Origin of the sequence: Burkholderia glumae LMG 2196 = ATCC 33617, from assembly GCF_000960995.1 — a bacterium.
GTDB lineage: Bacteria > Pseudomonadota > Gammaproteobacteria > Burkholderiales > Burkholderiaceae > Burkholderia > Burkholderia glumae.
This window is the reverse complement of sequence record NZ_CP009434.1, coordinates 137,827-164,234: the sequence shown is the minus strand read 5'-3', so window position 1 is coordinate 164,234 and position 26,408 is coordinate 137,827. Positions and strand designations below refer to the sequence as shown.

General features: G+C 68.6%; 21 protein-coding genes. 10 read left to right on the top strand and 11 right to left on the bottom strand.

Annotation, left to right across the window (positions count from 1 at the left end; all coding sequences use genetic code 11):
• Positions 1-29: 29 nt before the first annotated feature.
• The 3 genes from torA to KS03_RS02130 are packed head-to-tail and all read right to left on the bottom strand — an operon-like array spanning position 30 to position 4,873.
• Positions 30-2,552 (bottom strand): trimethylamine-N-oxide reductase TorA, encoded by a 2,523-nt coding sequence (gene torA, locus KS03_RS02140; RefSeq protein WP_017432137.1) that lies wholly within the window; start codon positions 2,550-2,552, stop codon positions 30-32.
• Positions 2,553-2,561: 9 nt separating this feature from the next.
• Positions 2,562-3,221: a TorD/DmsD family molecular chaperone gene (locus tag KS03_RS02135; RefSeq protein WP_012733059.1), complete on the bottom strand. Its 660-nt coding sequence runs from the start codon at positions 3,219-3,221 to the stop codon at positions 2,562-2,564.
• Positions 3,218-4,873: a c-type cytochrome gene (locus KS03_RS02130; protein WP_012733060.1), complete on the bottom strand. Its 1,656-nt coding sequence runs from the start codon at positions 4,871-4,873 to the stop codon at positions 3,218-3,220. Before KS03_RS02130 ends, KS03_RS02135 begins: the two co-directional genes overlap by 4 nt.
• Before the next feature lie 193 nt (positions 4,874-5,066).
• Between KS03_RS02130 and KS03_RS30835 the strand changes: the two genes are divergently transcribed.
• Positions 5,067-5,246 (top strand): hypothetical protein, encoded by a 180-nt coding sequence (locus tag KS03_RS30835; RefSeq protein WP_127913870.1) that lies wholly within the window; start codon positions 5,067-5,069, stop codon positions 5,244-5,246.
• 579 nt (positions 5,247-5,825) lie between these two features.
• On the opposite strand, the gene KS03_RS02125 is transcribed toward KS03_RS30835, so the two are convergent.
• Both KS03_RS02125 and KS03_RS02120 read right to left on the bottom strand, forming a co-directional pair.
• A complete protein-coding gene (locus KS03_RS02125; RefSeq protein ID WP_012733061.1) occupies positions 5,826-7,136 on the bottom strand; it encodes an MFS transporter in 1,311 nt (436 codons plus the stop codon).
• 120 nt (positions 7,137-7,256) lie between these two features.
• Entirely contained in the window at positions 7,257-8,729 is a 1,473-nt protein-coding gene (locus KS03_RS02120; RefSeq protein WP_012733062.1) for a mannitol dehydrogenase family protein, read from the bottom strand.
• 145 nt (positions 8,730-8,874) lie between these two features.
• On the opposite strand from KS03_RS02120, the gene KS03_RS02115 reads away from it, so the two are divergent.
• The 3 genes from KS03_RS02115 to KS03_RS02105 all read left to right on the top strand — a co-directional run bounded on the left by KS03_RS02115 (position 8,875) and on the right by KS03_RS02105 (position 11,968).
• Complete coding sequence (locus KS03_RS02115; protein ID WP_012733063.1) at positions 8,875-9,606, top strand: GntR family transcriptional regulator; 732 nt, start codon at positions 8,875-8,877, stop codon at positions 9,604-9,606.
• A 66-nt stretch (positions 9,607-9,672) separates the two neighbouring features.
• A complete protein-coding gene (gene manD, locus KS03_RS02110) occupies positions 9,673-10,881 on the top strand; it encodes a D-mannonate dehydratase ManD (RefSeq protein ID WP_012733064.1) in 1,209 nt (402 codons plus the stop codon).
• Between the two features lie 52 nt (positions 10,882-10,933).
• The gene (locus tag KS03_RS02105; protein ID WP_012733065.1) at positions 10,934-11,968 is read left to right on the top strand and encodes a Zn-dependent oxidoreductase; all 1,035 of its coding nucleotides are present in this window, start codon (positions 10,934-10,936) and stop codon (positions 11,966-11,968) included.
• A gap of 52 nt (positions 11,969-12,020) precedes the next feature.
• Here the strand turns inward: KS03_RS02105 and KS03_RS02100 are convergent, their stop codons facing one another.
• From KS03_RS02100 to KS03_RS02090, 3 genes are all read right to left on the bottom strand, one after another.
• The gene (locus KS03_RS02100) at positions 12,021-12,437 is read right to left on the bottom strand and encodes a secondary thiamine-phosphate synthase enzyme YjbQ (RefSeq protein ID WP_012733066.1); all 417 of its coding nucleotides are present in this window, start codon (positions 12,435-12,437) and stop codon (positions 12,021-12,023) included.
• A 14-nt stretch (positions 12,438-12,451) separates the two neighbouring features.
• Positions 12,452-12,778, bottom strand: a complete 327-nt coding sequence (locus KS03_RS02095; RefSeq protein ID WP_012733067.1) for a thioredoxin family protein — start codon at positions 12,776-12,778, stop codon at positions 12,452-12,454.
• Between the two features lie 314 nt (positions 12,779-13,092).
• On the bottom strand, positions 13,093-13,902 hold the full coding sequence (locus tag KS03_RS02090; protein WP_012733068.1) for an isocitrate lyase/PEP mutase family protein: 810 nt from the start codon (positions 13,900-13,902) through the stop codon (positions 13,093-13,095).
• Between the two features lie 444 nt (positions 13,903-14,346).
• On the opposite strand from KS03_RS02090, the gene KS03_RS02085 reads away from it, so the two are divergent.
• Together KS03_RS02085 and KS03_RS29360 are read left to right on the top strand one after the other, a co-directional pair.
• Complete coding sequence (locus KS03_RS02085; protein ID WP_012733069.1) at positions 14,347-15,558, top strand: aldose epimerase family protein; 1,212 nt, start codon at positions 14,347-14,349, stop codon at positions 15,556-15,558.
• Positions 15,559-15,857: 299 nt separating this feature from the next.
• Positions 15,858-16,675 (top strand): IS5-like element ISBugl2 family transposase gene (locus KS03_RS29360; RefSeq protein WP_085962356.1). Its coding sequence is split into 2 segments (ribosomal slippage): positions 15,858-16,206 and positions 16,206-16,675, totalling 819 coding nucleotides; the frame shifts between segments, so codons are not numbered across the junction.
• A gap of 349 nt (positions 16,676-17,024) precedes the next feature.
• Here KS03_RS29360 and KS03_RS02080 read toward each other — a convergent pair.
• Positions 17,025-19,397: a DNA polymerase II gene (locus tag KS03_RS02080; protein WP_012733070.1), complete on the bottom strand. Its 2,373-nt coding sequence runs from the start codon at positions 19,395-19,397 to the stop codon at positions 17,025-17,027.
• 828 nt (positions 19,398-20,225) lie between these two features.
• Here KS03_RS02080 and KS03_RS02075 point away from each other — a divergent pair.
• The 4 genes from KS03_RS02075 to KS03_RS31960 all read left to right on the top strand — a co-directional run bounded on the left by KS03_RS02075 (position 20,226) and on the right by KS03_RS31960 (position 24,607).
• A complete protein-coding gene (locus tag KS03_RS02075; protein ID WP_012733071.1) occupies positions 20,226-21,134 on the top strand; it encodes a LysR family transcriptional regulator in 909 nt (302 codons plus the stop codon).
• A 281-nt stretch (positions 21,135-21,415) separates the two neighbouring features.
• Positions 21,416-22,620, top strand: a protein-coding gene (locus tag KS03_RS02065; RefSeq protein WP_085962358.1) for an IS3-like element IS1417 family transposase whose coding sequence is annotated in 2 segments (ribosomal slippage) — positions 21,416-21,731 and positions 21,731-22,620 — 1,206 coding nt in all. Because the reading frame shifts where the segments join, the coding sequence is not laid out codon by codon here.
• A 424-nt stretch (positions 22,621-23,044) separates the two neighbouring features.
• Positions 23,045-24,250, top strand: a complete 1,206-nt coding sequence (locus tag KS03_RS02060) for a porin (protein ID WP_012733072.1) — start codon at positions 23,045-23,047, stop codon at positions 24,248-24,250.
• A gap of 219 nt (positions 24,251-24,469) precedes the next feature.
• Positions 24,470-24,607 (top strand): hypothetical protein, encoded by a 138-nt coding sequence (locus tag KS03_RS31960; RefSeq protein ID WP_017424497.1) that lies wholly within the window; start codon positions 24,470-24,472, stop codon positions 24,605-24,607.
• 172 nt (positions 24,608-24,779) lie between these two features.
• Here KS03_RS31960 and dbpA read toward each other — a convergent pair whose 3' ends face one another.
• Complete coding sequence (dbpA, locus tag KS03_RS02055; RefSeq protein WP_012733073.1) at positions 24,780-26,177, bottom strand: ATP-dependent RNA helicase DbpA; 1,398 nt, start codon at positions 26,175-26,177, stop codon at positions 24,780-24,782.
• 13 nt (positions 26,178-26,190) lie between these two features.
• The gene (locus tag KS03_RS02050; RefSeq protein ID WP_012733074.1) at positions 26,191-26,373 is read right to left on the bottom strand and encodes a hypothetical protein; all 183 of its coding nucleotides are present in this window, start codon (positions 26,371-26,373) and stop codon (positions 26,191-26,193) included.
• Positions 26,374-26,408: the final 35 nt, after the last annotated feature.

Here is a 26,408-nt window from a genome sequence, read left to right as displayed (position 1 = left end):
CGGCAGGGGGCTTGTGCGCCGCGCGGCGTTCAGCGCTTGCTGCTGCGCCCGGCGGGCGATGCCTGCGCGTCCGGTTCGTCGAACACACGCACCGGCGGGATCGGGCCGTGGAACTTCTCCACTTCACAGATCACGGTCTGCGCCGAGGTCGCCTGCGCGAGCTTCGAGGTTGCGATGCTGGTGGTCAGCACGTTGACATCGCCGTAGCGGCACAGCGTGTTCGCTCGGCGCGGATCGGCCGGATCGTACCAGCCGCCCTCGTTGATCCGAATCACGCCGGGCATGATGTCGTCGGTCACCCGGATGCCGACCAGGATCTGGCCGCGGTCGTTGTAGGCGCGCGCGATGTCGCCGTTTTTCAGGCCGCGCGCGGCCGCGTCCTTCGGGTTCATCCAGCACGGCTCGCGCCCGCTCACCGCATAGATCTCGCGCAGCGCCGTGCCGCACAGCTGCGAATGCAGCCGGTAGTTCGGATGGATCGCCGCGACGTGCAGCGGGAAGCGCGCGGTGGGGCCGCCGAGCCGCTCGACCGGCTCGATCCAGGTCGGATGCGGCGGGCAGTCGTCGTAGTGCATCTTCTCGATCGTCTTCGAATAGATCTCGAACTTGCCCGAGGCGGTGCCGAGCGCGTTGAGCAGCGGGTCCGCGCGGAAGTCCGCATAGGCGACATAGTCGGTCGGCCCCTTGGCGAGCGGGAATGCAAGCGGTGCGTCGCTCTCCCAGAACACGTCGAACACCGGCATCTCCATGCCCTTGGCGCGCGCCACCAGCCGGCCTTTCTCGTAGAAGCGGCGGATCCAGTCCATCTCGGTCAGGCCTTCCGTGAACGCGTCGCGCCGGTCGATCTTTGCGCAGATGTCCGCGAAGATGTCGTAGTCGGAGCGCGCCTCGTAGAGCGGCTCGATCACCTTCTTCATCGGCACGATGTGGCTGAGCGCGAAGTCGCCCACCTGCTCGATGTCGTTGCGCTCATAAGAGGTGGTGACGGGCAGCACGATGTCGGCGTGGCGGGCGCTGGCCGTCCACTGGAAGTCGTGGACGACGAAGGTTTCGACCTTCTTCCAGGCTTGCACCATTTCGTTGCGGTCCTGATGGTGCGCGAACGGATTGCCGCCCGCCCAGTAGACGAGCTTGACGTCCGGATAGGTGAGCTTGCCGCCGTTGTAGTCGATCGTCTTGCCCGGGTTGCGCAGCATCTCCACCACGCGTGCGACCGGAATCGCCGGGCCCTGTTCGTCGAGGCAATACGACGAGGTGTTGCCCGGATAGCAGCCGGGCCGGAGTTCCTTGACCGAGCTGCCGTCGGTCATGCCCGGAAGACTCGGCGAGGTGTGGGTGGGCACTCCGGCGTTGTAGTGGTAGGCGTGGCCGAAGCCGCCGCCGGGCAGGCCGATCTGGCCCAGCATCGCGGCGAGCGTGACGAGCATCCACGGCACTTGCTCGCCGTGCTGCTGGCGCTGCGTCGACCAGCCGAGCGCGAGCATGGTGCGGTGCGTGGCGAAGGTGCGGGCGAGCTCGCGCAGCTTGGCGGGCTCGATGCCGCAGATCTCCGCGGCCCATTCCGGCGTCTTCGGCGTGCCGTCGGTGCGGCCGGTCAGGTAGGCCAAAAACGCGTCGAAGCCGGTGGTATAGCGCTTCAGGAATGCCTCGTCGTGCAGCTTCTCGCTGTAGAGGGTATGGGCGATGCCGAGCATCATCGCGACATCGGTCTGCGGGCGCGGCGCGATCCATTCGCCGTCGAGCAGCTTGCAGCTTTCGGTGCGGATCGGGTCGATGCAGATCACCTTGATGCCGGCCGCCTTCGCCGTCTTGATCAGGTCGAAGTAGTTGTGATCGGGAACGAGCCAGCCGATCTGGCAGGTGTTGAACGGGTTGCAGCCCCACAGCACCAGCACCTGCGTGTGCTTCGCGATCACGGGCCAGGTCGTGCATTGATCGACTACGCCGGCCGAGCCCACCACGTAGGGCAGCACGGCCGAGGTGGCGGCGTCCGAGTAGTTGCTCAGCGAACTCGTGAAGCCGCCGTACAGCTTGAGCATGCGCCAGAGCAGCACGCGGCAGCTGTGCAGCTTGCCGGTGCTTTTCCAGCCGTAGGAGCCGGCGTAGATCGCCGTATTGCCATGATGCTTGCGCACGCGGTCGAGTTCGCCGGCCACCAGCGCGATTGCCCGCTCCCAGCTCACGCGCACGAAGTCTCCGGTGCCGCGGCCGTCCGGATCGGCGCCGGGGCCGTGCTCGAGCCAGGCACGGCGCACCATCGGATATTTGATGCGGGTCGGCGAATAGATGGAATCGCGCACGCCTTGCAGCATCGGAGTGGGGTGCGGGTCGCCCTCCCACGGTGTGATCCGATCGAAGCGGCCGTTGCGCACGCGCGCGCGGAAGATGCCCCAGTGGCAGGCCGACAGCACCGTGCGGTCCGGCGCTGCTGCCTGCGCGCCGCGGCTGAACGGCGACACACCGAGCGCGCCGAGCGCGGCCAGGGCGGAGGCGCTCTTGATGAAGGCGCGCCGGTCGAGAGTCGGGTGAGGCTTGGGCGTGACGGCAGACATCGGAGACTCCTAGAAGGAAGGTCGCTCGCCCGGCGCGCCATGCATCGTCGCGGCCGGTGGCAGGTATGAGAGAAAGGCGTCCAGCAGCGTGACGAGCTCGCTGTAGGGACCGGTGTCGTGGCGCGCGGCCAGGGCGCGCGCGATGTTCGGCACCCAGCCGCGCAGGCGCGCGGCCAACTGGTCGGCCAGCGCCGGCTTTTGCTGGGCCAGTGCTTCGGCCAACGCGGCGAGTTCGAGCCCGAGATGGTCGGGCGGCTCGCGGCAGGTATCGGCCACGGCCACGTCGAGCTCGCGCAGGATCGCCTGCATTTCTACGAACGGCGCGCGATAGAGGCTCGAGCCGTCACCCGTGTGCGCGCTTTCGTAGAGCGGGATGACGTCGGGACCGGCCACGCCCTCGAACAGTCGCACGAAGCGATGGCCCATGCGGGCCGCGGCGTGCTCGGCCGAGGGCTCGCGCAGGAAGCGCGAGAGCGCCTCGGCCGCGGCCGGCCGGCCGAGCGCGCTGCCGAGGTCGAGCAGGAAGCGGTGCAGCGTGTCGTTGCGGTGGATCTCGATCGTCGCGGCGTCGAGCGGCGCCAGCAGCAGGCGGCCGAACCAGCCGGCCACGGCTGCCGCCGCTTCGCGCTCGTCAACGCGGGCCGCCTGCCCGTTGGCGGCGGGGCTCATGGCTTCGCCGCGGCAGGCGGTGCCGTGTCCCGGGCATGGTTCTGGACGTAGCTCAGCAGCATGCGGTACTGGTCGTCGGTCAGCGACGTGTAGCGGCGCATGCCGTTGAGCGTGCCGACCCACTGGTTGGCGGAGAACTGACGCGGCTCGGGCAGCGAGTGGCAGGCCGCGCAGGTGCCGTTCAGCAGCGCCGACGAGTAGCGCCAGAGATTCGCTACGCTGGTGTTGAGATCGGTGCCGTCGATCCACGCCCTGAGTTTGACTGGCGTCCACGCGGCGCCGGTGTCTGCATCGACCTGGGCGGGGCCGCGTTCGAGGCCGGCCGCCGCTGTGTCGTCGAGCAGCGCGGACAGGATCCGCTTGCCGCGGCGGGCGTAGATAACCGAGGTCACGCCGGCCGGCTGCCAGCCGTCGAGCTCGACTCGCAGCACGTCGCCGTCGCGCTCGAGCACGTGCAGCGTGGCGGCGGCCAGCAGCTTGCCGTCGCTGCCGTCGCTGCGGCCGACCGTCTCCGCCTTGCCGAAGAATGGCTTGGTGGCCGCCACGTAGAGCGTATCGGTCCGGGCGACGTCGGCCTGCGGCGAGGCCGGCAGCGGCGAATCGTCGTGCCGCACCGGGATCATCACCACCTTGTCGGTGCGGTTCGGCTCCGGCTGGCCCGGAGCCGGGCGATCGACGCCCGGGATCGTCTTCAGGTAGGTGGCCATCGCCCAGAGGTCGCGCGTGGGCAACTGCCGCGTGTTCTGCACGACCTCGGCCATGTCGCCGCCGGCCGTCTTGCCTAGCGGGCTCACGCCCGTCTTCAGATAATTGACGATCGAGGCAGCGGCCCAGAAGTTGATACCGGTGTCGCTCTGCGTGATGTTCGGGAAATAACCCTTGCCGTCCGGCGCCGGGCCGCCGGCGAAGCGCTCGCCGTTTTCGATCGCGCCCATCATGTTGCGCGGCGAATGGCATTCGGCGCAGTGGGCCGCGCCTTCCACCAGATAGCGGCCGCGTGCCACCAGTTGATCGTGGATCGCAGGCGTGCTGCCGAGCGAGGCCGGCGTACCGGGCGCGGGGCCGCCGCCGTCGAGCGGCTTGCCGTCGAGGAACATGAGCCGCCAGATGCCCACGCCGCGCCGCAGGTTGTACGGGAACGCCAACTGGTGGACGGGCGCCTTGCCCGGCACCGGCGGCAGCGTCTTCAGATAGGCGAACAGGTCGCGCACGTCGTCGGCGCTCAGGCGCTGGTAGGAGGTATAGGGGAACGCCGGGTAGAGGTTCCGGCCGTCGGGGCCGACGCCTTCGCGCATCGCGCGCGTGAACTGCGCCAGTGTCCAGCGGCCGATCCCGTCATCGGGATCGGATGAGATGTTCGGCATGAAGAACTTGCCGAACGCGGTGTCGAGCGCCTTGCCGCCGCCGAGCAGCAGGGGGTTGTGGCGGCCCGGACTCGCGTGGCAGGTCGCGCAGTCGCCGGCCAAGAAGAGCTCGCGCCCGTTGACGGGATTGGCCGGGCCGGGACTCGCGACGTTGCGCGTCGGATGCGTCATCGACCACATCCATGGCGAACTCAGCAGCAGGAAGCCACCCACACCGAGCACGACGGCGGCCGCGATGCCGATGGAAAGGCGTTTGTACGAGCGCGATGAAAGTCTTGGTGACGGCATCTCGGTTCCCCCTGGGTGTATTGCGGATCTTTTTGCTATGTCGGCAGTTATGAAACACCCGTGGGAAGCGGACCGGGTTGACTCGGGTCAAGCAGGGCAGTGCGGGGGGATGGGGTGATTCCGGTTTTGATGGGCAAAGCCGTGTGGGCTTGCGATGGCGTAACGGGGTGATAGATTATCCGGAGTGCGAAGCATGTCGTTGCGCGATCGCAAGGTGCGAGTAGGAGTGCTTGCCGAATGTGGTTTGGGAGCGGTGCTGTTGGCTAGCGCCGACGCGTTCGCGGCGCTAGGAGGCGGCATGCTGATGCGGCTCGTGCCGTGCTTGGGGGCAGGCACGATCTCGATCTATCGCGCGCGGCGCACGCGCCGCTGACGGCGCCAGCAGTGTTCGGGGCAGGATGCGGACGAGGGCTCGGTGAGCGGCCATCGGGGTGAGCCGTGCGGGTGACGAGCGGGCAGCGATGGGCTTCGCATCGTCGATTGGCAAGCAGGGTTTCAGGCTTTCCCATGGAGGAGGCCGGGCGTATGGCAGAAGTTTTTTCGGGATAGTTCCGGCGAGGAAATAATCGACACGCCCGTCCATGAAAGCCGGATCACGTCGCGGCCTCGTGCAATCGCGGGCTTCGCGAGGCATGACATGCCGAAACGACAGTGTCGGCTGCTTTGCAGCCATGCCTCGACAGGCGGTTGGCGGACGCCCTCGTGGCGAATCCACTACCGATTGCCATTTCGCGAGCCGCGTGCCGGTTTGCGCATGGGAGGCTGCCGCCGTAGCGCGAATCAACGAAAGCCGGATGGTGGCTTTCGCGATTTTCCTCGACGTCTTGCCTCGAAATCGTGGCATCGGGGAGGCGATCGCTTGCCCAGGCGAGATCGCCATCCTGCGATTTTCGCCGTAGTGCTCGGTGAGCGCCTGCTCCAAAGCCCTGCCTTGCCGTCGCGCGCCTTTTGCTCAATGCCCGGCATGCTCGCGCAGCAGCCTTCCGTGAATCGCGTCGCGTGCGCGCGGCTCGCGAATGAAGATCCCCGACAGCACCGCGCCCGCCAGCGCCACGCCGCCCGCCAGCAGGAACGCCGTGGCGAACGAGCCGCTGCGCTGCACCAGCAGGCCGGTCACGGCCGGCCCGATCACGCCGGAGAGGCTGCCCAGGCAATGCAGGCAGCCGCTCACGCCGCCTACCTTCGCCGGGTGCACGACGTCCTGCACCACGGCCCAGTACAGCGCGCCCGTCACGTAAAGCAGGAACAGCGCCACCGACATCAGCGCCACCGCGCTCGCTGCCGTATGCACGATGCCGGCCACCCCGACGCAGAGCCCGGTGCCGACCAGCGCCACCACCAGCACGATCTTGCGCGACAGCATGAGCCTGCCGGTCCAGCGGAAGATCGCATCGGAGATCGCGCCGCCCGCGGCAAGCCCGACCGTGCCCACCAGCCAGGGCACCACGGTGGCGAGGCTCATCTCCTTCAGGTTCAGGTGATGGGCCTGCACGAGGTAGCTCGGGAACCAGCTCAGGAAGAAGAACAGCACGTAGTTGTAGCTGAAGAATGCGAACGCGGCCGCGATGATGAGCGGCTGGCGGACCCAGGCCCACAGCGACAGCTGCGCGGCCTCTGCGCCGAACGCCGCGTGCGCGGCGCGGGCGACGCCGGCGCCCGCCGGCTGCGCCTCTGCAGCCGCCACGAGCCGGCTGCTGGCCGGTTCGTCGGCGGTCAGGGCGATCCATACCACCACCCACACGAGCCCGATCGCGCAGATGATCCAGAACGCCGGCCGCCAGCCGAAGCTGGCCGCGAGCAGGCCCACCACCGGGCCGGCCAGCGCGCCGCCGAGCGGCGAGCCGGCGCTCAACAGCCCCATCGCGGTGGCGGCGCGCTCGCGCGGCATCCAGTTGTTGACCATTTTGTTGGCGCCGGCGCAGAGCGGCCCCTCGGCCATGCCGAACAGCACGCGTACCAGCAGCAGGCTCGCGAAGCCGATAGTCACGGCCGTCAGTCCGCAGAACAGCGACCAGAGCGCGACGGCCAGCACGTAGACGAGCTTTGGCCCGAGCCGGTCGCTGGCCAGCCCGCCCACGAAGTTGAACAGCGCGTAGCCGACGAAGAAGCTGCTGAACACGATGCCCATCTGCGCCGCATCGATGCCGAGGTCCTGCTGGATCATCGGCGCGGTGAGCGACAGCGCCACGCGGTCCAGGTAGTTGATGCCGTAGACGAGGAATAACAGGAACACCGTTATCCAGCCCATGGTGCGTTGCTTCATGCCTTGTCTCCTGATGCGTGGTCGCGCGTCCGGCCGGCGGGCCGTCCCCGGTGTCGCGCGTGCCGGGGCAGGCGGCGCCGGCCCGCGGGCCGGGCGCCGCGGTAAACGGTGCCGCGGCGCTCAGCGGTGGCCGGGCACGGCGAGCAGCGCGCCGGTGCCGGCGCGGCGCAGCGTGTCGAGATGCCCCGCGAGCCGCGTGACGAACGCCTCCGGCCATGGCACGCTGCCGAACACGCTGGCGTGGCCGAGCGCGGCCCGCGCCTTGTCGAGCGGCGCGGCGCTCGACTGCAGGCGGGCCGCCAGCGCCTCCGCACCGGGATCGCCGAGCACGAGCGGCTCGCCCGCGTCGCTGCGCGCCGTATCCAGGAAATGCAGCCAGGCGGCCAGCGCGCGTTCGAGCCGTGGCCGCTCGACGCCGGCGGCCAGGCTCTCGCGCAGGGCCGGCAGCCAGCGCATGGGCACCTTCCGGGTGCCGTCGGTGGCGATCTGGCGCGTCTCGTGCGCGAGCGTGGGATTGCGAAAGCGGGCGAGCAGGTCGCGGCAATAGGCACCGATGTCGAAGCCGGCCGGTACGGCCACCGTGGCGAGCAGATCCTCGGTCATCAGGCCATGCACGAAGCCGGCCAGCGCCGGGTCGGCCATCGCGTCGGCCACGGTGGCGAGCCCGCGCAGCTGCCCGAGATAGGCGATCGCCGAATGCGAGCCGTTGAGCAGCCGCAGCTTCATCGCCTCGTAGGGATGGACGTCCGCGGTGAGCAGCGCGCCCGCGTCCTCCCAGGCCGGCCGAGGACCGCTGAAGCGGTCCTCGACGACCCATTGCGTAAACGGTTCGCAGACGATCGCGGCCTCGTCGCGCAGCCCCAGGCGTGCCTCGGCCGCGGCGAGCGAGGCCGGCGTCGCGGCCGGCACGATGCGGTCCACCATGGTGTTCGGAAACGCGATGGTGTCGCCGATCCGGCGCGCGAGCGCGGCGTCGGTGAGCCCTGCGTACTGCATCAGCAGCCGGCGCAGCGTATCGCCGTTGGCGGTCATGTTGTCGCAACAGAGGATCGTCAGCGGCGCGGCGGCGGCGCGGCGGCGCAGGCCTGCGGCGAGTACGCCGAGCGTGGTGCGCGGCGCGTCGGGCGCGAGCATGTCGCGCCGGAGGTCGGGATCGTGCTCGTCGAGTTGGCCGCTGGCGGGCGCGATGCAGTAGCCCTTTTCGGTTACGGTCAGGCTGATGATCGCGACGCCGGGATCGGCGATCGCGTCGAGCACGCTGGACAGCGCCGAGGGCGCATGCAGCGCGCCGAGCAGGCCGCCGATCACGCGACTGTGCGCGGCCTCGCCGTCGCTTTCGGTCACCGAGTAAAGCGTGTCCTGCGCGGCGAGCCGGTCGGCCATGCGGCGCTCGCGCAGATGGATGCCGAGCGTGCCCCAGCGTGCGTCGCCGCGCTCGAGCAGCGCCTCCGTGTAGAGCGCCTGATGCGCGCGATGGAACGCGCCGAGCCCGAGATGGACGATGCCGCGGCGCAGCCGGTCGCGCGCATAGGTTGGCCGTCGTGTGGTCGGGGCCAGCGCCGACAGCGCAGCGGTGCTCAGGAGTTTCGCCATCGTGGGACTGGCATTTACCATGGTAGATTTGGTGATGAGCCAAGCATAGGCGTCATGTATCGCCGATTTTATCGGTGTAAACGCTAGGAATTGCCCGTATCATCGCAGTGCTACCATGGTACATATCATCGCACGCCCATCCGTTATGACCGACATGGCCCCCTCGCTGCAGGAAAACATCGCGCTCGCAGCCCTGCGCGGCTTCGAGGCGAACGCCGACCAGCCCTACCGCCCCCAGGTTCACCGTTTTTTGCGCGACGCGATCGTGCGCGGCGCGTTGCCGCCGCATACGAGCCTCTCCGAGGCGGCCATCGCCGAAGCGTTCGAGGTCAGCCGCACGCCGGTGCGCGAGGCGCTCGCGCAGCTGGCCGACGAGCATCTGGTGAACATCATCCGCAAGGTCGGCACGATGGTCGCGCCGATCTCGGTCTCGCAGCTGGAGGAAGGGCGCTTCGCGCGCAGCACGCTCGAATGCGCCAACCACGTGCAGCTCGCGCAGACCATCACGCCGGCACAGCTGACCGAATTCGGCGCGATCGTCGCGGCGCAGCGCGAGGCCGTGGAGGCCGGCGACGTGGAGCGCTTCTTCGATCTCGACGAGCGCATGCACCGGCGGCTGTTCGAGTTCGCGGGCCGTGGCCACGTGTGGGAGATGCTTCAGCCGATGAAGCGGCAATTCGACCGCGTGCGCTGGCTGCTGCTCGACCGCGTCGCCGATCACGCGCGCCGCGCGCTGCACGAGCACGAGCTGATCCTCGCCCAACTGGCGTCGCGCAACGTCGCGTTGCTGGGCGCCACGGTGGCCAGCCACATCGACCGCGTCGGCTCGCACCTGCCCGAGGTGCGCGGGCGGGTGCCCACGCATTTCACCGACTGACCCGGGCGCCACACGAACCGCCCGCCGGCCGCCGCGCCCCGGGCTGCATGCAGAGGGAGGGAAACAGTGAAGATCGAACGGTTGCAGACCATCGTGACCTGTCCGGGCCGCAACTTCGTGACGGTGAAGATCGTCACGGACGAGGGCGTGCACGGCCTCGGCGACGCCACGCTGAACGGGCGTGAACTCGCGGTGCGCGCGTACCTGGAGGAGCACGTGTTCCCGTGTCTCGTCGGGCGCGATCCGCGCAACATCGAGGACATCTGGCAGTATCTCTATCGCGGCGCCTATTGGCGGCGCGGCCCGGTGACGATGACGGCGATCGCGGCGATCGACATGGCGCTGTGGGACATCCTCGGCAAGCTGGCCGGCATGCCCGTCTACCGTCTGCTCGGCGGCAAGAGCCGCGACGGCCTGATGGTGTACGGCCATGCCAACGGCCGCGACCACGAGGAAGCCGTGGACGCGGTGCATCGGCATATCGAGGAGGGCTATCTGGCGATTCGCGTGCAGTCCGGCGTGCCGGGGCTCGACAAGGTCTACGGCGTGGGCAAGGTGGCCGGCGAATACGAGCCGGCGCAAAAGGGCCTGCCGCCCGAGGAGCCCTGGGACACCGCGCTCTACTTGCGCCACACGCCCGAGCTGTTCCGCAAGGTGCGCGAGGCGGTGGGCTTCGGGCCGCACCTGCTGCACGACGCGCACCACCGCCTCACGCCGATCGAGGCGGGGCGGCTCGGCCGCGATCTCGAGCCGTACCGGCTGTTCTGGCTCGAAGACGCGACGCCTGCCGAAAACCAGGAAAGCTTCCGGCTGATCCGCAGCCACACCACCACACCGCTGGCGGTGGGCGAGGTGTTCAATTCGATCTGGGACTGCAAGGACCTGATCCGCGAGCAATTGATCGACTACATCCGCTCGACCATCGTGCATGCGGGCGGCATCACGCATGCGCGGCGCATTGCCGACTACGCGGCGATGTACCAGGTGCGCACGGGTTTTCACGGCGCGACCGACCTGTCGCCCGTGTGCATGGCGGCTGCCGTGAACTTCGGGCTATGGGCGCCGAACTTCGGCATCCAGGAGCTGATGCCGCACAACGCGCTGACCAACGAGGTGTTTCCGCACCGCTACCGCTTCGACCAGGGCTTCCTCGTGATGGACGACGCGCCGGGGCTCGGCGTGGAGATCGACGAGGCGCTCGCCGCGAAGCATCCCTACCAGCGCGCCTATCTGCCGGTCGCGCGGCTGCGCGACGGCGCAATGTGGAACTGGTGAGCGCCGCCGCGCGCGCCCCATCTCCAACGCCTTCAACACCGAGGAACCTGACATGCTGAGCGTCGTGGTCGATCGTCCGAACAGCCTGAGCGTGCGCGAAATGCCGCTGCCCCAGCCCGCTGCGGGCGAGGTGCGCGTGCGGGTGCGTTACGCGGGCGTTTGCGGCTCGGACCTGCACATCTATCGCGGGCACAACCCGTTCGTTTCATATCCGCGCATCATCGGCCACGAGTTCGTGGGCCGCGTCGAGGCGCTAGGCGAAGGCGTGGACGCCACGCGCCTAGGCGAGCTGGTGGCCGTCGATCCCGTGATCAGCTGTGGCCGGTGCCAGGCCTGCCGGATCGGCCGCCGCAACGTGTGCCGCAAGCTGGTGGTGCTCGGCGTGCATCGCGACGGCGGTTTCAGCGAGTATGTCTGCGTGCCCGCTGCCAATGCCTACCGGATTCCCGAGGGCATCGCCGACAGCTGCGCGGCCGTCGTCGAGCCGTTCGCGGTGGCCGCCAACGCGACCGCACGCACCGGCGTGCTGCCCGGCGACGTGGCGCTCGTCTATGGTGCCGGCACCGTCGGGCTGACGATCCTGCAGGTGCTCAAGCGCGTGTACGGCGTGCGCGCCTTCATCACCGACCGCCTCGACGAGCGGCTCGCGCTGGCGCGCCGCTGCGGCGCGGCCGAAGACGAAACCATCAACGCCGGCGAGGAAGCGATCGGCGAGGCGCTGGAAAAGCGCGGCGTGGAGGGCGGCCCGACGCTGATCTTCGACGCGGTCGGCCATCCGTCGATCCTCGAGGAGGCGGTGCGGCTCGCGGCGCCGGCGGGCCGCATCGGGCTGCTCGGCTTCTCGTCCACGCCGTCGTCGGTCGCGCAGCAGGAGCTGACCAAGAAGGAGCTGACGCTGGCCGCCTCGCGCCTGAACTGCGCGATGTTCCCGACCGTGATCGGCTGGCTCGAGCGCGCGCTCGTGACGCCTGAGTCGATCGTCACGCACAAGGTGGATTTCCGCGAGGTGGGGCGCGCGCTGGAGCTGGCCGAACAGAGCCCGAAGAACGCCTGCAAGGTGCTGCTCGACTTCGCGCCGCAGGGCTGAGCGGCGCGGTTCCGCCGTTGTGCGGCGGTGGGCGGCACTGGCGCCGCACTCACTACCCGATCAGATGCACCACCACCTCGCGCCGGTGCGCGGCGCGGCGATGCTCGAACAGGTAGATGCCTTGCCAGGTGCCAAGCACCATGCGGCCGTGCTCGACCGGAATCGACAGTTGCACCTGCGTGAGAGCCGCGCGCAGATGCGCGGGCATGTCGTCCGCGCCTTCGGCGTCGTGCTCGTAGCGGGCGGCGTCCTCGGGCGCGATCTCCTCGAAGTAGCGTTCGAGATCGCGCTGCACCGACGCGTCGGCGTTCTCCTGGATCAGCAGCGACGCCGACGTATGCCGGCAGAACACGGTCAGCAGCCCGTCGCGTATCGATTGCTGGTCGATGAACGCGCGCACGCGCGAGGTGAATTCGACGAGGCCGCGCCCGCGCGTCTCGATGACGAGGTGCTGAATCGCCTGTTTCATGAGCGGCGTGCGCCTCAGGCCAGCGCGGCGAAGCCGTCGGCCTCGAGCTGCGCGGCCTCGGTGGGCCGCACCACGCGCGCCACTTCCGTGCCGTCGCGCAGGAACACCAGCGTGGGCCACAGCTTGACGCGGAACGAGCGGCCGAGCGGCCGGCCGGGGCCGTCCTCGATCTTCAGATGGCGGATCTCGGGATGGGCCGCGAATGCCTCGCGGATCGCGGGCTGCGCGCCCTTGCAGACGCCGCACCAGTTGGTGCCGAACTCGATCACGGTGGCGCTGGCGAGCGCGTCTACCTCGGCGCGCGTGGGGGCATCGTCGGAATAGGCTTGGCTGGAAGTCATCGTCGCTCCCTGGCTGAAAAAAAAGGGCGGCCCGCGCCGCATGTGCGGGGCCATGCATGTCACTGTAGCGGAAACGGGCGAAGGCCGTGCAAGGCGCGCCGGCGACGCTCCGGTGCCGGCGCGGGCGCGAACGGACGTGCGGGCGGCTCTGCTTGCTATACGTGCGCCACGGCCGTCGTGCGGCTTCCACGCTCGTTCGGCCGGCGCCCGCATTTCCCTGCCCGCCGCGCGTACCCTCTCGCCGATGTTGAGCGGTTGCGGGAAGCTCTCGTGCAGCCGAGCGGGCGGCCGCGCGGCACGATACGGCGCGCGGTTCAGAACTGCGCGTCGATCTGCTTGCCCGACAGCGTCGGCAGCCGCGCGAAGCTGCCGTCGAGCAAGCCCAGCGTGGCGTTCATGAAGCCGTCCCAGGCCGCGCGCGCGAGCGCTCCGCCCACGCTTACGCGGCGCACCCCGAACCCGGCGATCTCGGCCAGCGAGAATTCGATCGGCGCGCCCACCAGCAGGTTGACCGGCTTGGGCGCGAGCGCGGCCACCACCGCCTCGATCTGCCCGCGCGTGCGGATGCCGGGTGCGTAGAGGCAGTCGGCGCCGGCTGCCGCGTAGGCGCGCAGCCGCGCGATCGCGTCGTCGAGATCGGGCACGCCCACCACGAAGTTCTCGGCGCGGCCCACCAGCAGCGTGTCGCCGCCGGAGGCATCGATCGCGCGGCGCGCCGCGGCGATGCGTGCCACCGCCTCGTCGATGGGGAACAGCGGGGTGGCCGTGTCGCCCGTCGCGTCCTCGATCGAGAGCCCGGCGATGCCGGTCTCCACCGCCAGCCGCACGCTTTCGCCGACCTCGTCGGGGGTCGCGCCGAAACCGTTCTCGAAATCGGCGTTCACGGGCAGATCCGTGGCGCCGACGATGTCGCGCAGATGCGCGAGCACGGCCGCGCGCGACACCGTGTTGTCGGCGTGGCCGGTGGACCACGCGTAACCCGAACTGGTGGTGGCGAGCGCCTGGAAGCCGAGCGAGGCGAGGTAGCGCGCGCTGCCGACGTCCCACGGGTTGGGCAGCAGGAAGCAGCCGCTTTCGTGGAGCTGGCGGAAGGCGGCGCGTTTTTCGGCGGGAGTGCGGGGCATGTCGATGTCCTTGGTGGTCCGTCGTGGCGCGGTGCGCCGGGTTCGTGATCCTGAGGCGAGGCATGAGCGGTAGCGGCGACGCGCGGCGCGCGGCGCGGCGGGCACCGGAATTGCGTCACGATAGTGCCATGTGTCGCGGCGGCGGGCAGCGGACAGGCGGGCGCTGGCCGGCCCGACAGTCTGCGGCAATTCCGGCGAGCTTGCCACCGCGGCGCCCCGGCGCGCCCCGGCCCGGCCTCGGCCGCAGCGTCCGCCGGCGGCATGGCCTGCGCCGTGGCCGAAGGGCCCGGCGCCCGCCGGTGCCACGACGCAGGCCCCGGATGATTAGAATCGACAGATCGGCCTTGCCGCATGCCAGAACGCGTCCCGCCCGGCCGGTGTGGCAGTGCCATGCCGCGCCGGCCAGCGGCCCTCCCCGCCTCGCCAGAAAGGAACCGGTATCCGATGAGAGCGCTTTCCCTGCCCATGTGCCGCCCGGCTTCTCGCCGCGCAGCCTGTCCCGCCCGCCGCGGTCTTCTTCCCGGTCTGAAGCTGGCCGCCCGCGCGCTCGCCGCTTCGGGCTGGCTGGCGGCGTCGTCAGTGTGGGCGGCAACGCTGTCCGAGGCGCCCTACGGCACGACCAGCGACGGCAAGCCGGTGACCGAGTACACGCTGAAGAACGCGCGCGGCACCACCGTCAGGCTGATCGACTACGGCGGCTGCATCACCGCCATCGAGGTGCCCGACCGTCGCGGCCGGTTTGCCAACATCGTGCTCGGCTTCGCGTCACTGAAGGACTACGAGGCCTACAACGGCAACATCCATTTCGGCGCCCTGATCGGCCGCTACGCGAACCGCATCGCAGGCGGCAAGTTCGAACTCGACGGCAAGACCTACCAGTTGCCGATCAACAACGCGCCGAACACGCTGCATGGCGGACCCGGCAGCTTCGACTCGAAGGTCTGGCGCGCAAAGCCCGTGAGCGGCAAGGACGGCGCCGGCGTGGAGCTCACCTACGTGAGCCCCGACGGCGAGAACGGCTTTCCCGGCACGCTGACGACGCACGTCACCTACCTGCTGACCGACGACAACGCGCTGCACATCCGCTACGAGGCCACCACCGACCGGGACACCGTGGTCAATCTGACCAACCACACCTATTTCAATCTGGCCGGCGAGGGCAGCGGCAGCGTGGAGCAGCAGGAGATCCGGATTGCCGCCTCGCGCTACACGCCCACCGATCGCACCTCGATTCCCACCGGCGAGCTGGCACCCGTGGAGGGAACGCCGCTCGACCTGCGCCGGCTCACGCCGATCGGCAAGTATTTGCGCTCGAACTTCGAGCAGATGGTCTACGCGCGCGGCTACGACCACAACTGGGTGCTCGACCACGGCGGCCAGCGCGTGCCGGCCTTTGCGGCCAGCGTGCGCGACCCGCACAGCGGGCGCGTGCTGACCGTCGACACCACGCAGCCGGGCCTGCAGTTCTACTCGGCGAATTCGCTCGACGGCGGCGTGGTGGGTGCGAGCGGCCATACCTACCGGCAGACCGACGCGTTCGCGCTCGAGGCCGAGCACTTCCCCGATTCGCCTAACCATCCGGCGTTCCCGACCACGGTGCTCAAGCCCGGCGACACGCTGCGCGAGGAAACCGTGCTGCGTTTCTCGGTACGCTGAGCGCACCGCGTGTCGGCGTCGGCCTTCGAGATGGATGCTGGATGGCTTGCGCCTTGCCGGGCGAGGGCGACGAGCACGAAAGGGGCTGCATGCGAAGCCGCAGGCTGCGGCGCGGCGCGATGCGGCGTTGTTCGCGCGAAACGAATCGGGGCTTTCATCCGGGGCCGCTGCTCAGCGCGGCGCCGAGCCGTTACGCCGGTCTCGAGCCCTTAGAGGCCAGTTCAAAAACTCCCGAGAGGGGCTGTTTACTTCCTCGGCAAGCTGTTAACCTTGGGCATCAGAACAACGGAAGTCCAAGGATGGAAGCGCCAATCATTGACGACGAACTGTGGATACTGATCGAACCATTGCTGCCACCTGCGAAGCTTCGAGCGAAGAGCGATCCTGGTCGCCCGCGCGTGTCCGACCGTGCGGCTCTCAACGGCATCCTGTTCGTGTTCAAAACGGGAATTCGTTGGAACCACTTGCCGACTCGTCTGGGCTTTGGCTCGGGCGCCACATGCTGGCGGCGATTGAGCGACTGGCAAAAGGCTGGTGTATGGGACCAACTGCACGAGTTGCTACTCGACAAGTTGCGTGCGGCCGGCCAAATCGATCTGTCATACGCTGCGGTCGATTCGTCGTCCGTGCGCGCCGTTGGGGCGGGCGAAAAACTGGCCCGAACCCCACCGATCGCGCGCGACCCGGTTCCAAGCACCACGTCCTCGTAGACGCCAACGGCGTTCCTCTCGTTGCGATCCTGACTGGCGCGAACACCAACGACGTCACGCAGTTGCTGCCGCTCGTTGATGCGATTCCACCCATTCGCGGCGTTCGTGGCCGACCGCTTCAGAAGCCCGGCGTCGTCTACGCCGATCGTGGCTACGATTCCACCCGACATCGTCGCGCGTTGCGCGAACGCGGTATCAAGCCCGTGATCGCCAAGCGCCGGACCGAGCATGGCAGTGGTCTGGGCAAGTATCGTTGGGTAGTCGAACGTACGCATTCCTGGCTCCACAATTTCCGGCGCCTACGCACTCGCTTCGAGCGACGTGCCTACATTCACGAAGCATTCCTCAAACTTGGCTGCTCGATCATCTGTTGGAACATCTTCAGACGAGCTGAGCAGGGTTTTTGAACTGGCCTCTTAGCGCCTCCCGCCGTCATCCCTAAGGCCGGGGGCGCGGCCCACGTCGTGGCGGCGCCCCGCCGCTTTTTCGCCTCACCGGCCCTGGCTTGCCGCGCGCGGGTTTCTAGCGCTTCCGCACGAATTTCGATACTGCCCCGACGCGACCGGCAAGTTTCGATCACCTCGCCTCACCATGCCTGCATGCGCAAGCTCAGGGCGAAAGGGCGGCGCGTAAGTAACACCCCCGCGAACGTGCCCGCGTCGCCGCGAGCGGCCTTGCGCGCCGCGCCGGCTCCGAACGCGTCCCACCTCGGCGTGCTGGTGCGTGGTCGTGAAGCAGATGCCGACGGCGCCGCGCTCAGGCCGGAAACAGCCGGCCCTGCCCCGACACCACCGATTCGAAATCGTCCTTCAGGAACGGCAGGATCGCATCGGCCACCGGCTGCAGCTGGCGGCTCAGGTAGAACGCATAGTCGATCGGCGAGCGCATCGTTTCCAGCGGCTCGGGGCCGGCCGTGGTCATCACGTAGCTGATCCAGCCGCCGCGCTGGTACTGCTGCGGGCGGCCCCGCTCGCGGTTGAAGGCGTCGGCCGTGCGTGCCGCTCGCACATGCGGCGGCACGTTGCGCTGGTATTCGCTGAGCGGCCGGCGCACGCGCTTGCGGTACACCAGCAGCGCGTCGAGTTCGCCGGCCAGCGTCTTGCGCACCGTGTCGCGGATGAAGTCGCCATAGGGTTCGCGGCGGAACACGCGGGTATAGAGTTCGCGCTGAAACTGCTGCGCGAGCGGCGTCCAGTCGGTGCGCACCGTCTCCAGGCCCTTGAACACCACGTCGTCGCTGCCGTCGGCCGCGCGCGCGAGGCCGGCGTAGCGCTTCTTGCTGCCTTCCTCGGCGCCGCGCACGGTCGGCATCAGGAAGCGCAGGTAGTGCCGCTCGTACTGCAGCTCGAGCGCGCTCTCGAGGCCGAAGTGCTCGCGCAGGTGCGTGCGCCACCAGCCGTTCACATGCTCGACGATCGCGCGGCCCTTGGCGGCCGCGTCCTCGTCGCGATGCGGCTCGCGCAGCCAGACGAAGGTCGAATCGGTGTCGCCGTAGATCACTTCGTGGCCGAGCTGCTCGATCAGCTCGCGCGTGCGGTGCATGATCTCGTGGCCGCGCATGGTGATCGACGAAGCCAGGCGCGGATCGAAGAAGCGGCAGCCCGACGAGCCGAGCACGCCGTAGAACGCGTTCATGATGATTTTCAGCGCCTGCGAGAGCGGTGCGTTGCGCTGGCGCTTGGCGAGTTCACGGCTTTCCCAGACGCGCCGCACGATGTCGGGCAGGCAGTGCTGCGTGCGTGAGAAGCGCGCGCCGAGGAAGCCGGGGACCGAATGGGCGTCGTCGGGACGGTCGAGGCCCTCGACGAGCCCGGCCGGGTCGATCAGGAAGGTGCGGATGATCGAGGGATAGAGGCTCTTGTAGTCGAGCACCAGCACCGAATCGTAGAGCCCTGGACGCGAATCCATCACGAAGCCGCCGGGGCTGTTCTGTCCCGTCACGTCGCCGAGGTTGGGCGCGACGTAGCCGAGCCGGTGCATGCGCGGCAGATAGAGATGCGTGAAGGCGGCCACCGAGCCGCCGGTGCGATCGGCCGCCAGCCCGGTGACGGTCGCACGTTCGAGCATGAACGACAGCAGGTCCGCCTTCGCGAAGATGCGCGTGACGAGTTCGCAGTCCTTCAGGTTGTAATGCGCGAGTGCAGGCTTGTCGTGATCGAAGCGGCGCTGGATCTCGTCCATGCGCTGGTAAGGATTGTCGACCGCCTTGCCCTCGCCGAGCAGCGTTTGCGCCACGTACTCGAGGCTGAACGACGGGAAGCTCCAGGTGGCCGACTTCAGCGCGTCGATGCCATCGATCACGAGCCGCCCGGCCGCGCCGGCGAAGAAGTGGTCGGGCTGCGCGCCGTGCGCGCGCCAGTCGAGCACGCTGCCGTCGCGGCCGAGCCGAAGCGGCACGCCGAACTGCTGCGAATGCGCGTGCAGCACGCGCAGGTCGAACTGGATCAGGTTCCAGCCGATCAGCACGTCGGGGTCGTGGCGCGTAAACCAGTCGTTGAGCTGCGCGAGCAGCTCGGCGCGGCTTTCGCAGTAGACCAGCGTGAGGCTGGGGTCGGGCGCGCCGCCGTTGGCCGGGCCGAGCATGTAGACGTCGCGCCGGCCGCAGCCTTCCAGCGCGATCGAATAGAGTTCGCCGCGCGCGCTCGTCTCGATGTCGAGCGAGACGCAGCGCAGCGCGGGGCGGTAGGCCTCGTCGGGTTTGAGTTCGCCGTCGGTCAGCAGGCCCGCGCTCACCGGCCGGCCGCGAAAGCGCACCGGCGCGGTGATGAAGCGCTCCATCGTGTAGCGGTCGGGCGGGCTCACGTCGGCTTCGTAGACGTCGACGCCGGCCTGCGCAAGGCGCTTGTGCAGGGCCGAGAGATGACGGTGGCGGCGGCAATAGAGGCCGACCACGGGGCGCCGGCGGAAATCGCGCAGCGCGAGCGGGCGCAGCTCGACGCCGGTCTCGCCCGCCAGCGCGCGCTCGGCGGCCTCGCGCTGCGTGGCCGGCACGAACGCGACCGATTCCTGCGGGCGCAGGCGCACGCGGCGCGCGCCTGCGTCGGTCGCGAGCCAGAATTCGATTTCGACGCCGGCTGCGGTATCCCGCCAGTGACGGGTCAGGATGAAACCCTGCTCGAAATCAGTCAAAACGTGTGCTCGCCGTGGGAATGCCTCTGGCGGCGGATTTTAGCGTCTGCGCGGGCGCTGCGCTCGATTCGCGGCCGGTGCCGCCAGCCGGGCAGGCGCATCGCCTTCTCGCTCGACGCAGCGACATGCCTGCTCATGCGCGGCACCGGCGCGGTCACGCGCGGATTCACGAGCCCGGCAGGTGCGTGGCCGGGCCCGGCCGCGTGACGTGCGCCGGCACGCGGCTCGCGCAGCGGTGCGGCGATCTCGCGAATCCACCGGCTGCGCCCTGCCGCGGCCTGTAAGCGCGCCGGCTGCGGCCCGCCAGCCGGCCGTGCGCGCCGTAATCAGCGCCACGCGCCGTCTCCTGATCGTCACTCGTCACGCGGGAGCTACGCGAGCGTGGGCTCGGCCACGCGCAGCATCGCGTTGCAGCCGGCCGCTTGCCCCGGATTGGTCGCCTCGCATCGAGCCGGCGCCCGCCGCGCCGTCACGGCGTAACATCTCGCCTGGCGACGGGGCGCGGGGCCGATCGTGCACGGCGTGCGCATCGCGCGACGCATAGGCAGCGCTCCTCGGCGTCGCGCCGAGCGCGATCGCGAAAGCCGCGGACCTGGGCGCTGGCACGCTGCACCGGCATTGCCGACTCGCGAGGCGCGGGCGCTGGCTGTCTACGCGGCGGGGGCGGCAGTTGCGCTGATCCGAACCCGATGGCCGTGACGGCCCTTGGCCGGGCCTGCCCGGCGATGTGCCCGGTCGCGTCGGAGATGAGACCGGCGCCGCGCAAGCCGGGCGGGCAAGGCAACGACGAGGCCGTGGCATGCCACGAGGAATGACCAGAGGATTGCAGTGGAACTGAGACAACTACGCCATTTCGTCGCCGTCGCCGAGGAGGCGAACTTCACGCGGGCCGCCGAGCGCTGCCACATCGTGCAGTCCGCGCTGTCCACCTCGATCCGCCTGCTGGAGGAGGAACTCGGCGCGAGGCTGCTGGTGCGCACCACACGCCGCGTGAGCCTGTCGGCAGCCGGCGCGGTGTTTCTCGACAGCGCGCGGCGCGCGCTCGACATCCTCGATCGGGCAGGGCTGGAGGTGGCCGACATCACCTCGGTGCGGCGCGGCAAGCTGTCGATCGGCACGGTGCAGAGCCTGCCGCAATTTCTCGAATTGCCGGCGCTGCTGTCGCGTTTCTACCACGCTCATCCGGGCGTGGAGGTGCGGCTCGTGCAGGGCGGCGCGGCCGAGCTGAACGAAAAGGTCGACGCGCGTGAACTCGATTTGGCGATCCTGCCGATCGAGGAGCGCAACGAGCGGCTCGCATCGCACGTGATCGCCTGCGACGAGATGGTGCTCGCCTGCAGGCGTGATCATCCGCTCGCCGCGTCGGGGCAGGTGCCGCTGTCGCGGCTCACGAAGCAGGCGTTCGTCGATTTCGTGCCGGGGCAGGGCACGCGCCGGTTGGTAGACCGTGGCTTCGCGGAGGCTGGGCTCCAGCGGCGCGTGGCCTTCGAGATCGGCGATCTCGACACACTGCTCGAACTGGTCCGCCAGGGGCTCGGTGTTGCGCTGCTGCCCGAGGACATCGTGGTGCGCCGCCCCGACATGCTCGCCTGCGTGCGGCTCGAACAGACCCAGCTGTGTTGGGAGCTGGTGGTCACGCACGCGGCCTCTGCGGCCGGGGACGCGCCGGACCCGCTCGACCCGGCGCCCGTCGCGTTTCTCGACATGCTGATGGCGGAGACGGCCGGCCAGCGCTGAGCCGCGGATGGCGCGGCGGCGTGGCCGGCCCGTGCCGGCCGCCGGGACGGACCCGACGGCATTCTGTCGTAAGAATGGCGTAATTTCGTCAAGCGCAGCGTAAGGAGCGGGCGCCGTCCGCGTCCAGTGATTCCAGGACCTGCATCGGTCCCCTTGTCAATCCGGTGAATGCTCGGCTGGTCTGGAGTGGAGCAGCCCCCTGAAACACCGGACACAGTCACCCACTTACAATAACGGGTAGGCATAAGACCGTGTTTTTGACTCACACCAGGCAGGAAGTGATGGACGTGTTGACGGGCCCGGAGCGTCGGCGGCGCTGGACGGCAGAGCAAAAGCTGGCGATGGTTCGCGAGAGTTTCGAGCCGGGGAAATCGGTTTCGATGGTAGCGCGCCAGCACGGCGTGAATCCGAACCAGCTCTTTCACTGGCGCAAGCTTTACCAGGATGGAAGCCTGTCGGCGGTCAAGGCTGGCGAGGAAGTGGTTCCGGCCTCGGAGCTGGCCGACGCGCTCAAACAGATTCGCGAGCTGCAGCGCATGCTCGGCAAGAAGACGATGGAGAACGAGATTCTTCGCGAGGCTGTCGAATACGGCCGGGCAAAAAAATGGATAGCGCACTCGCCATCGTTGCCGGAGGACAGCCAGTGAAACTGGTCTGCGAAGTCCTCGGCGTGTCGCGCTCGAACGTATCGGCACGCAGGTCACGCGAGGCGACTTGGCGCGACGCACGGCAGTCCAGAGCGACCCACGATGCACCAGTCGTCGAAGCCATTCAGCGGGTGATCAGCGAGCTGCCCAGCTACGGCTATCGACGCGTATGGGGAGCGTTGCGCCGCGAGCGCATTGCAGCGGGACAGGCACCGCTGAACGCCAAGCGCATTTACCGCGTAATGCGCATGCATGGCCTGCTGATGCAACGCAGAGCGACACCGGTTCGGCCGCAGCGCCGTCACGATGGCAAGGTTGCGGTGGAGCGCAGCAATCAACGGTGGTGTTCCGACGGCTTCGAGTTTCGCTGCGACAACGGCGAGCCGTTGCGCGTGACGTTCGCACTCGACTGCTGCGACCGCGAAGCGATGAGCTGGGCGGCCACGACGGCCGGCCATAGCGGCGACATCGTGCGCGACGTGATGCTGGCTGCGGTGGAAAGCCGGTTTGGGGATGTGCTGCATACCGAGTCCGAAATCGAGTGGCTGAGCGACAACGGCTCGGGCTATACGGCCGAGGAGACGCGTCAGTTTGCGGCGCTGCTCGGCCTGAAGCCGTTGACCACGCCGGTGTGCAGCCCGCAGAGCAACGGCATGGCGGAAAGCTTCGTGAAGACCATGAAGCGCGATTACGTCGCTATCATGCCGAAGCCGGACGCAGCGACCGCGGCCAGGAATCTGGCCATCGCATTCGAGCACTACAACGAAAAGCATCCCCATAGCGCGTTGAAGTACCGCTCGCCTCGCGAGTTTCGACGTTCGACGGATTCAGCAACCTAAGTGGGTGCCGTGTCCTGAGTTACGGGGGCAACTCCATGGAGTTGGTCGTACATCCCATGCTTCGTCTGCTCAATGCCGGAGTGTCCGCTTGTTGTCCGAGGACGGCAGCACGTCAGGAGCGGTGCGGTATGTTTGCGAAAAGAAAATGAAAGAAATAAAATAGTCATAAAAATCAATCGGATAAGAATCGTATCGCACTGTCAAGAGCAGGTTTCAGCATAAATGCCACAGAGGTTTCCCTAGTAATAAGCAATAGCTAATGCTGAATTTCGCAATATTGTTATAGGATGTCTGACTAGATGGGGCGCTCGGTGTGCGATACGAAACGCCCCTCGCCTGGAGACCGGCCGGCACGCAAGGCGTCGGTTAATTGAAATGCATGACTCACTGCCTGCGGGGTGCAGGCTTTGGAACAGGGGACGCAATGAAGAAACGCATCATGGTGGCGGCGGCCACGCTTACCGGCCTGACCGCAGGCGTCGCGAACGCACAAAGCAGCGTGACGCTGTACGGCATCGTCGATGCCGGTATCGGCTACCAAAGCAGCCAGACCTCGCTCGGTTCGACCTCCGGCGGCAAGTCGGTGACGAAGATGGTCAACGGCATTTGGGCGGGTAGCCGTTTCGGCCTGAAGGGCAGCGAAGACCTGGGCGGTGGCCTGAAGGCGATCTTCACGTTGGAAGAAGGCTTCAACAGCGCGACCGGCGCGCAGGCCGTGTCGGGTCTGGCGTTCAATCGCCAGGCCTTCGTCGGCCTGCAGGACGCCCGCTTCGGCGCACTGACGGCCGGCCGCCAGTACACCGCGTATTACACGCTGCTCTCGCCGTACAGCCCGACCACCTGGCTGACGGGCGCCTACGGTGCGCACCCGGGTGATATCGACTCGCTCGATACGACCTACCGCGTCAACAACGAACTGGTCTACATGTCGCCGAACTACAACGGCTTCACGTTCGGCGGTTCGTATGCGTTCGGCGGCACGCCGGGCAGCGTCAACAACGGCTCGACCTGGAGCGTGGCCGGCCGTTACGCGGCAGGCCCGGCTGGCCTCGCGGTCGGCTTCATGCGCTTGAACAACTCGACGGTGGGCGGCGGCGCGTGGGGGGCGAACTCGACGGCCTCGAACGCCGGCTCGGAGCCTAGCGTATCGGGTATCAACAACGGCTACCAGTTCGCGGCGGCGCAACAGCGTCTCGCGGCCACGGCCGGCTGGACGTTCAACTCGCAGTGGGACGTGACGGCGTCGTACTCGAACGTGCAATACATCCCGGGTACGGGTTCGAAGTTCGCGAACACGGCGATCTTCAACACCTTCGGCGGCGTGCTGCATTTCAAGCCGACCGCGACGCTGGATCTGGCGGCAGGCTACAGCTACACGCGCGCGACGCTCGCCAACGGCGTGCAGCACGCTGCTTACTACCACCAGTTCAACCTGTCGCAATACTACAGCCTGTCGAAGCGCACCGGCCTCTACGCCCTCGAGGCGTACCAGCGCGCCGGCGGCCAGACGCTCGCGCTCGGTGGCAGCATCATCAAGGCCACGGCCGACATCGGCGACGGCCAGAACAGCGCGCCGTCCTCGTCGCGCAGCCAGGTGGCGGTCGGCGCCGGTATCATCACGCGCTTCTGATCGCCCGTGCGGGCGCGGCGCGAGCCGCTGCCCGCGCGCGATTCGGGCGCGGCGGCTCGCCGTCCGCCGCATCGCCTCTTGCACCGCCCCGTCCGTCTCGCAACGCACGGGGCGGTGTGTCGTTTACCCCCTTGCGGTTCCTTCTGACTGCCGGCGCGAGCCCGCGGATTCGTGATCGCGGTGATGACAGCCATGGCGCCCGAGCATGATTTTCGCGGAATGATGCGGGTCAACGCGTTCGGCCCGGTGCGGCTGGCCGAGATGTTCGAGGCGCGCGTGTCCGCCGACGGCACGATCGCGATCATGTCGTCGGAACTCGCGAGCATCGCCGGCAGCGACGGCGCCTGGGATCGCTAGGCGTCGAGCCGGGCAGCGCCCGCCATGAGCGCGAAACGCCACGTCGCGCACCGGCCCGACAGCCGCCGCGCCGTGTTGGTGGCCGCGCCCGGCCGGGTGCGTACCGAGCTGGACGGCCGCTCGGCCAATCGGAGCGCGGCGCTCGATCGGGCGTCCGGCCAGCGGACGCACCTCATTCGGTCATCAAGCGGACCTTGACCTTCTTGCCCTTGATCTTGCCGCCGTTGAGGCGGCGCAGCGCGTCGCGTGCGATGCCGCGCTCCACGGCCACATAGGTCGAGAACTCGGTCACGTTGATCTTGCCGATCTGCGTGCTCTGGAAGCCGGCGTCGCCGGTCAGCGCGCCGAGCACGTCGCCGGGGCGGATCTTTTCCTTGCGCCCGCCTAGGATCTGCAGCGTCTCCATGGGGGGCAGCAGCGGGCCGTCGCCGGTCGGCACGAGCGCGGCGAGCGGCTGCCATTCGAGCTCGCGCCCCTGGGCCTGCTCGATCGCGCCCACCCGCCCCATCTCGTTCATGCTCGCGAGGCTCAGCGCCCAGCCTTCCTGGTCGGCGCGGCCGGTGCGGCCGATACGGTGCACGTGGACCTCGGGGTCCGGCGTCACGTCCACGTTGATCACGGCCTCCAGCTGTGCGATGTCGAGCCCGCGCGCCGCCACGTCGGTGGCCACCAGTACCGAGCAGCTGCGGTTCGCGAACTGGATCAGCACCTGGTCGCGCTCGCGCTGCTCGAGTTCGCCGTGTAGTGCAAGCGCGTGAAAGCCCTGCGCCGTCAGCACGTCGAGCAGGTCGCGGCACTGCTGCTTGGTGTTGCAGAACGCGATCGTGCTGGCCGGCCGGTAGTGGTTCAGCAGCAGGCCCACCGCGTGCAGGCGCTGGTCCTCGGTCACCTCGTAGAAGCGCTGGCGGATCTTGCCGGCGTCGTGGGTCTCCTCCAGGCGGATTTCCTTCGGATTGCGCAGGAATTGGCGGCTCAGCTTCGTGATGCCTTCCGGATAGGTGGCCGAGAACAGCATCGTGAGCCGCTCGGTGGGGCATTGGCGCACGACGGTGGCGATGTCGTCGAAGAAGCCCATGTCGAGCATGCGGTCGGCTTCGTCGAGCACCAGTGTGTTGAGCGCGCCGAGCGCGAGGCTGCCGCGCTCGAGGTGGTCCATGATGCGGCCCGGGGTGCCGACCACGATGTGTGCGCCGTGCTCGAGGCTGGCCGTCTGCGGGCGCATCGGCGTGCCGCCGCAGAGCGTCAGCACCTTGACGTTCTCCTCCGCGCGCGCGAGGCGCCGGATCTCCTGCGCGACCTGGTCGGCGAGTTCGCGGGTCGGGCACAGGATCATCGCCTGCACCTCGAAGCGGCGTGCGTCGAGCCGCGCGAGCAGCGCGAGCGAGAACGCGGCGGTCTTGCCGCTGCCGGTCTTGGCCTGCGCGATCAGGTCCTGGCCGGCCAGCGCCACGGGCAGGCTGGCGGCCTGGATCGGCGTCATTTCGAGATAGCCGAGCTGCGCGAGGTTGGCGAGCGCGGCGGGGGCGAGCGGCAGCGCGCTGAACGGCCGCGCGGGCGTGGGTTGGGTCATCTCGGCTCCGGACTCAGAAGGGGCGGCCTTCGATCTGCTCGTAGACGACGTTGCCTTCGTCGTCCTCGAAGCGCTCGAGATAGTTGCGCGCGCCGCACACCGTGCAGCGGAACAGGTCGCCCTGTCCCTCGTCCTTGATGACGACTTCGCTGAGTTCCCACGGCGTGCCGCAGCTCTGGTTTTTGCAAATGAACAAGATCTTCTCCAACGGGATTCGGCGGCGCCTGGGGC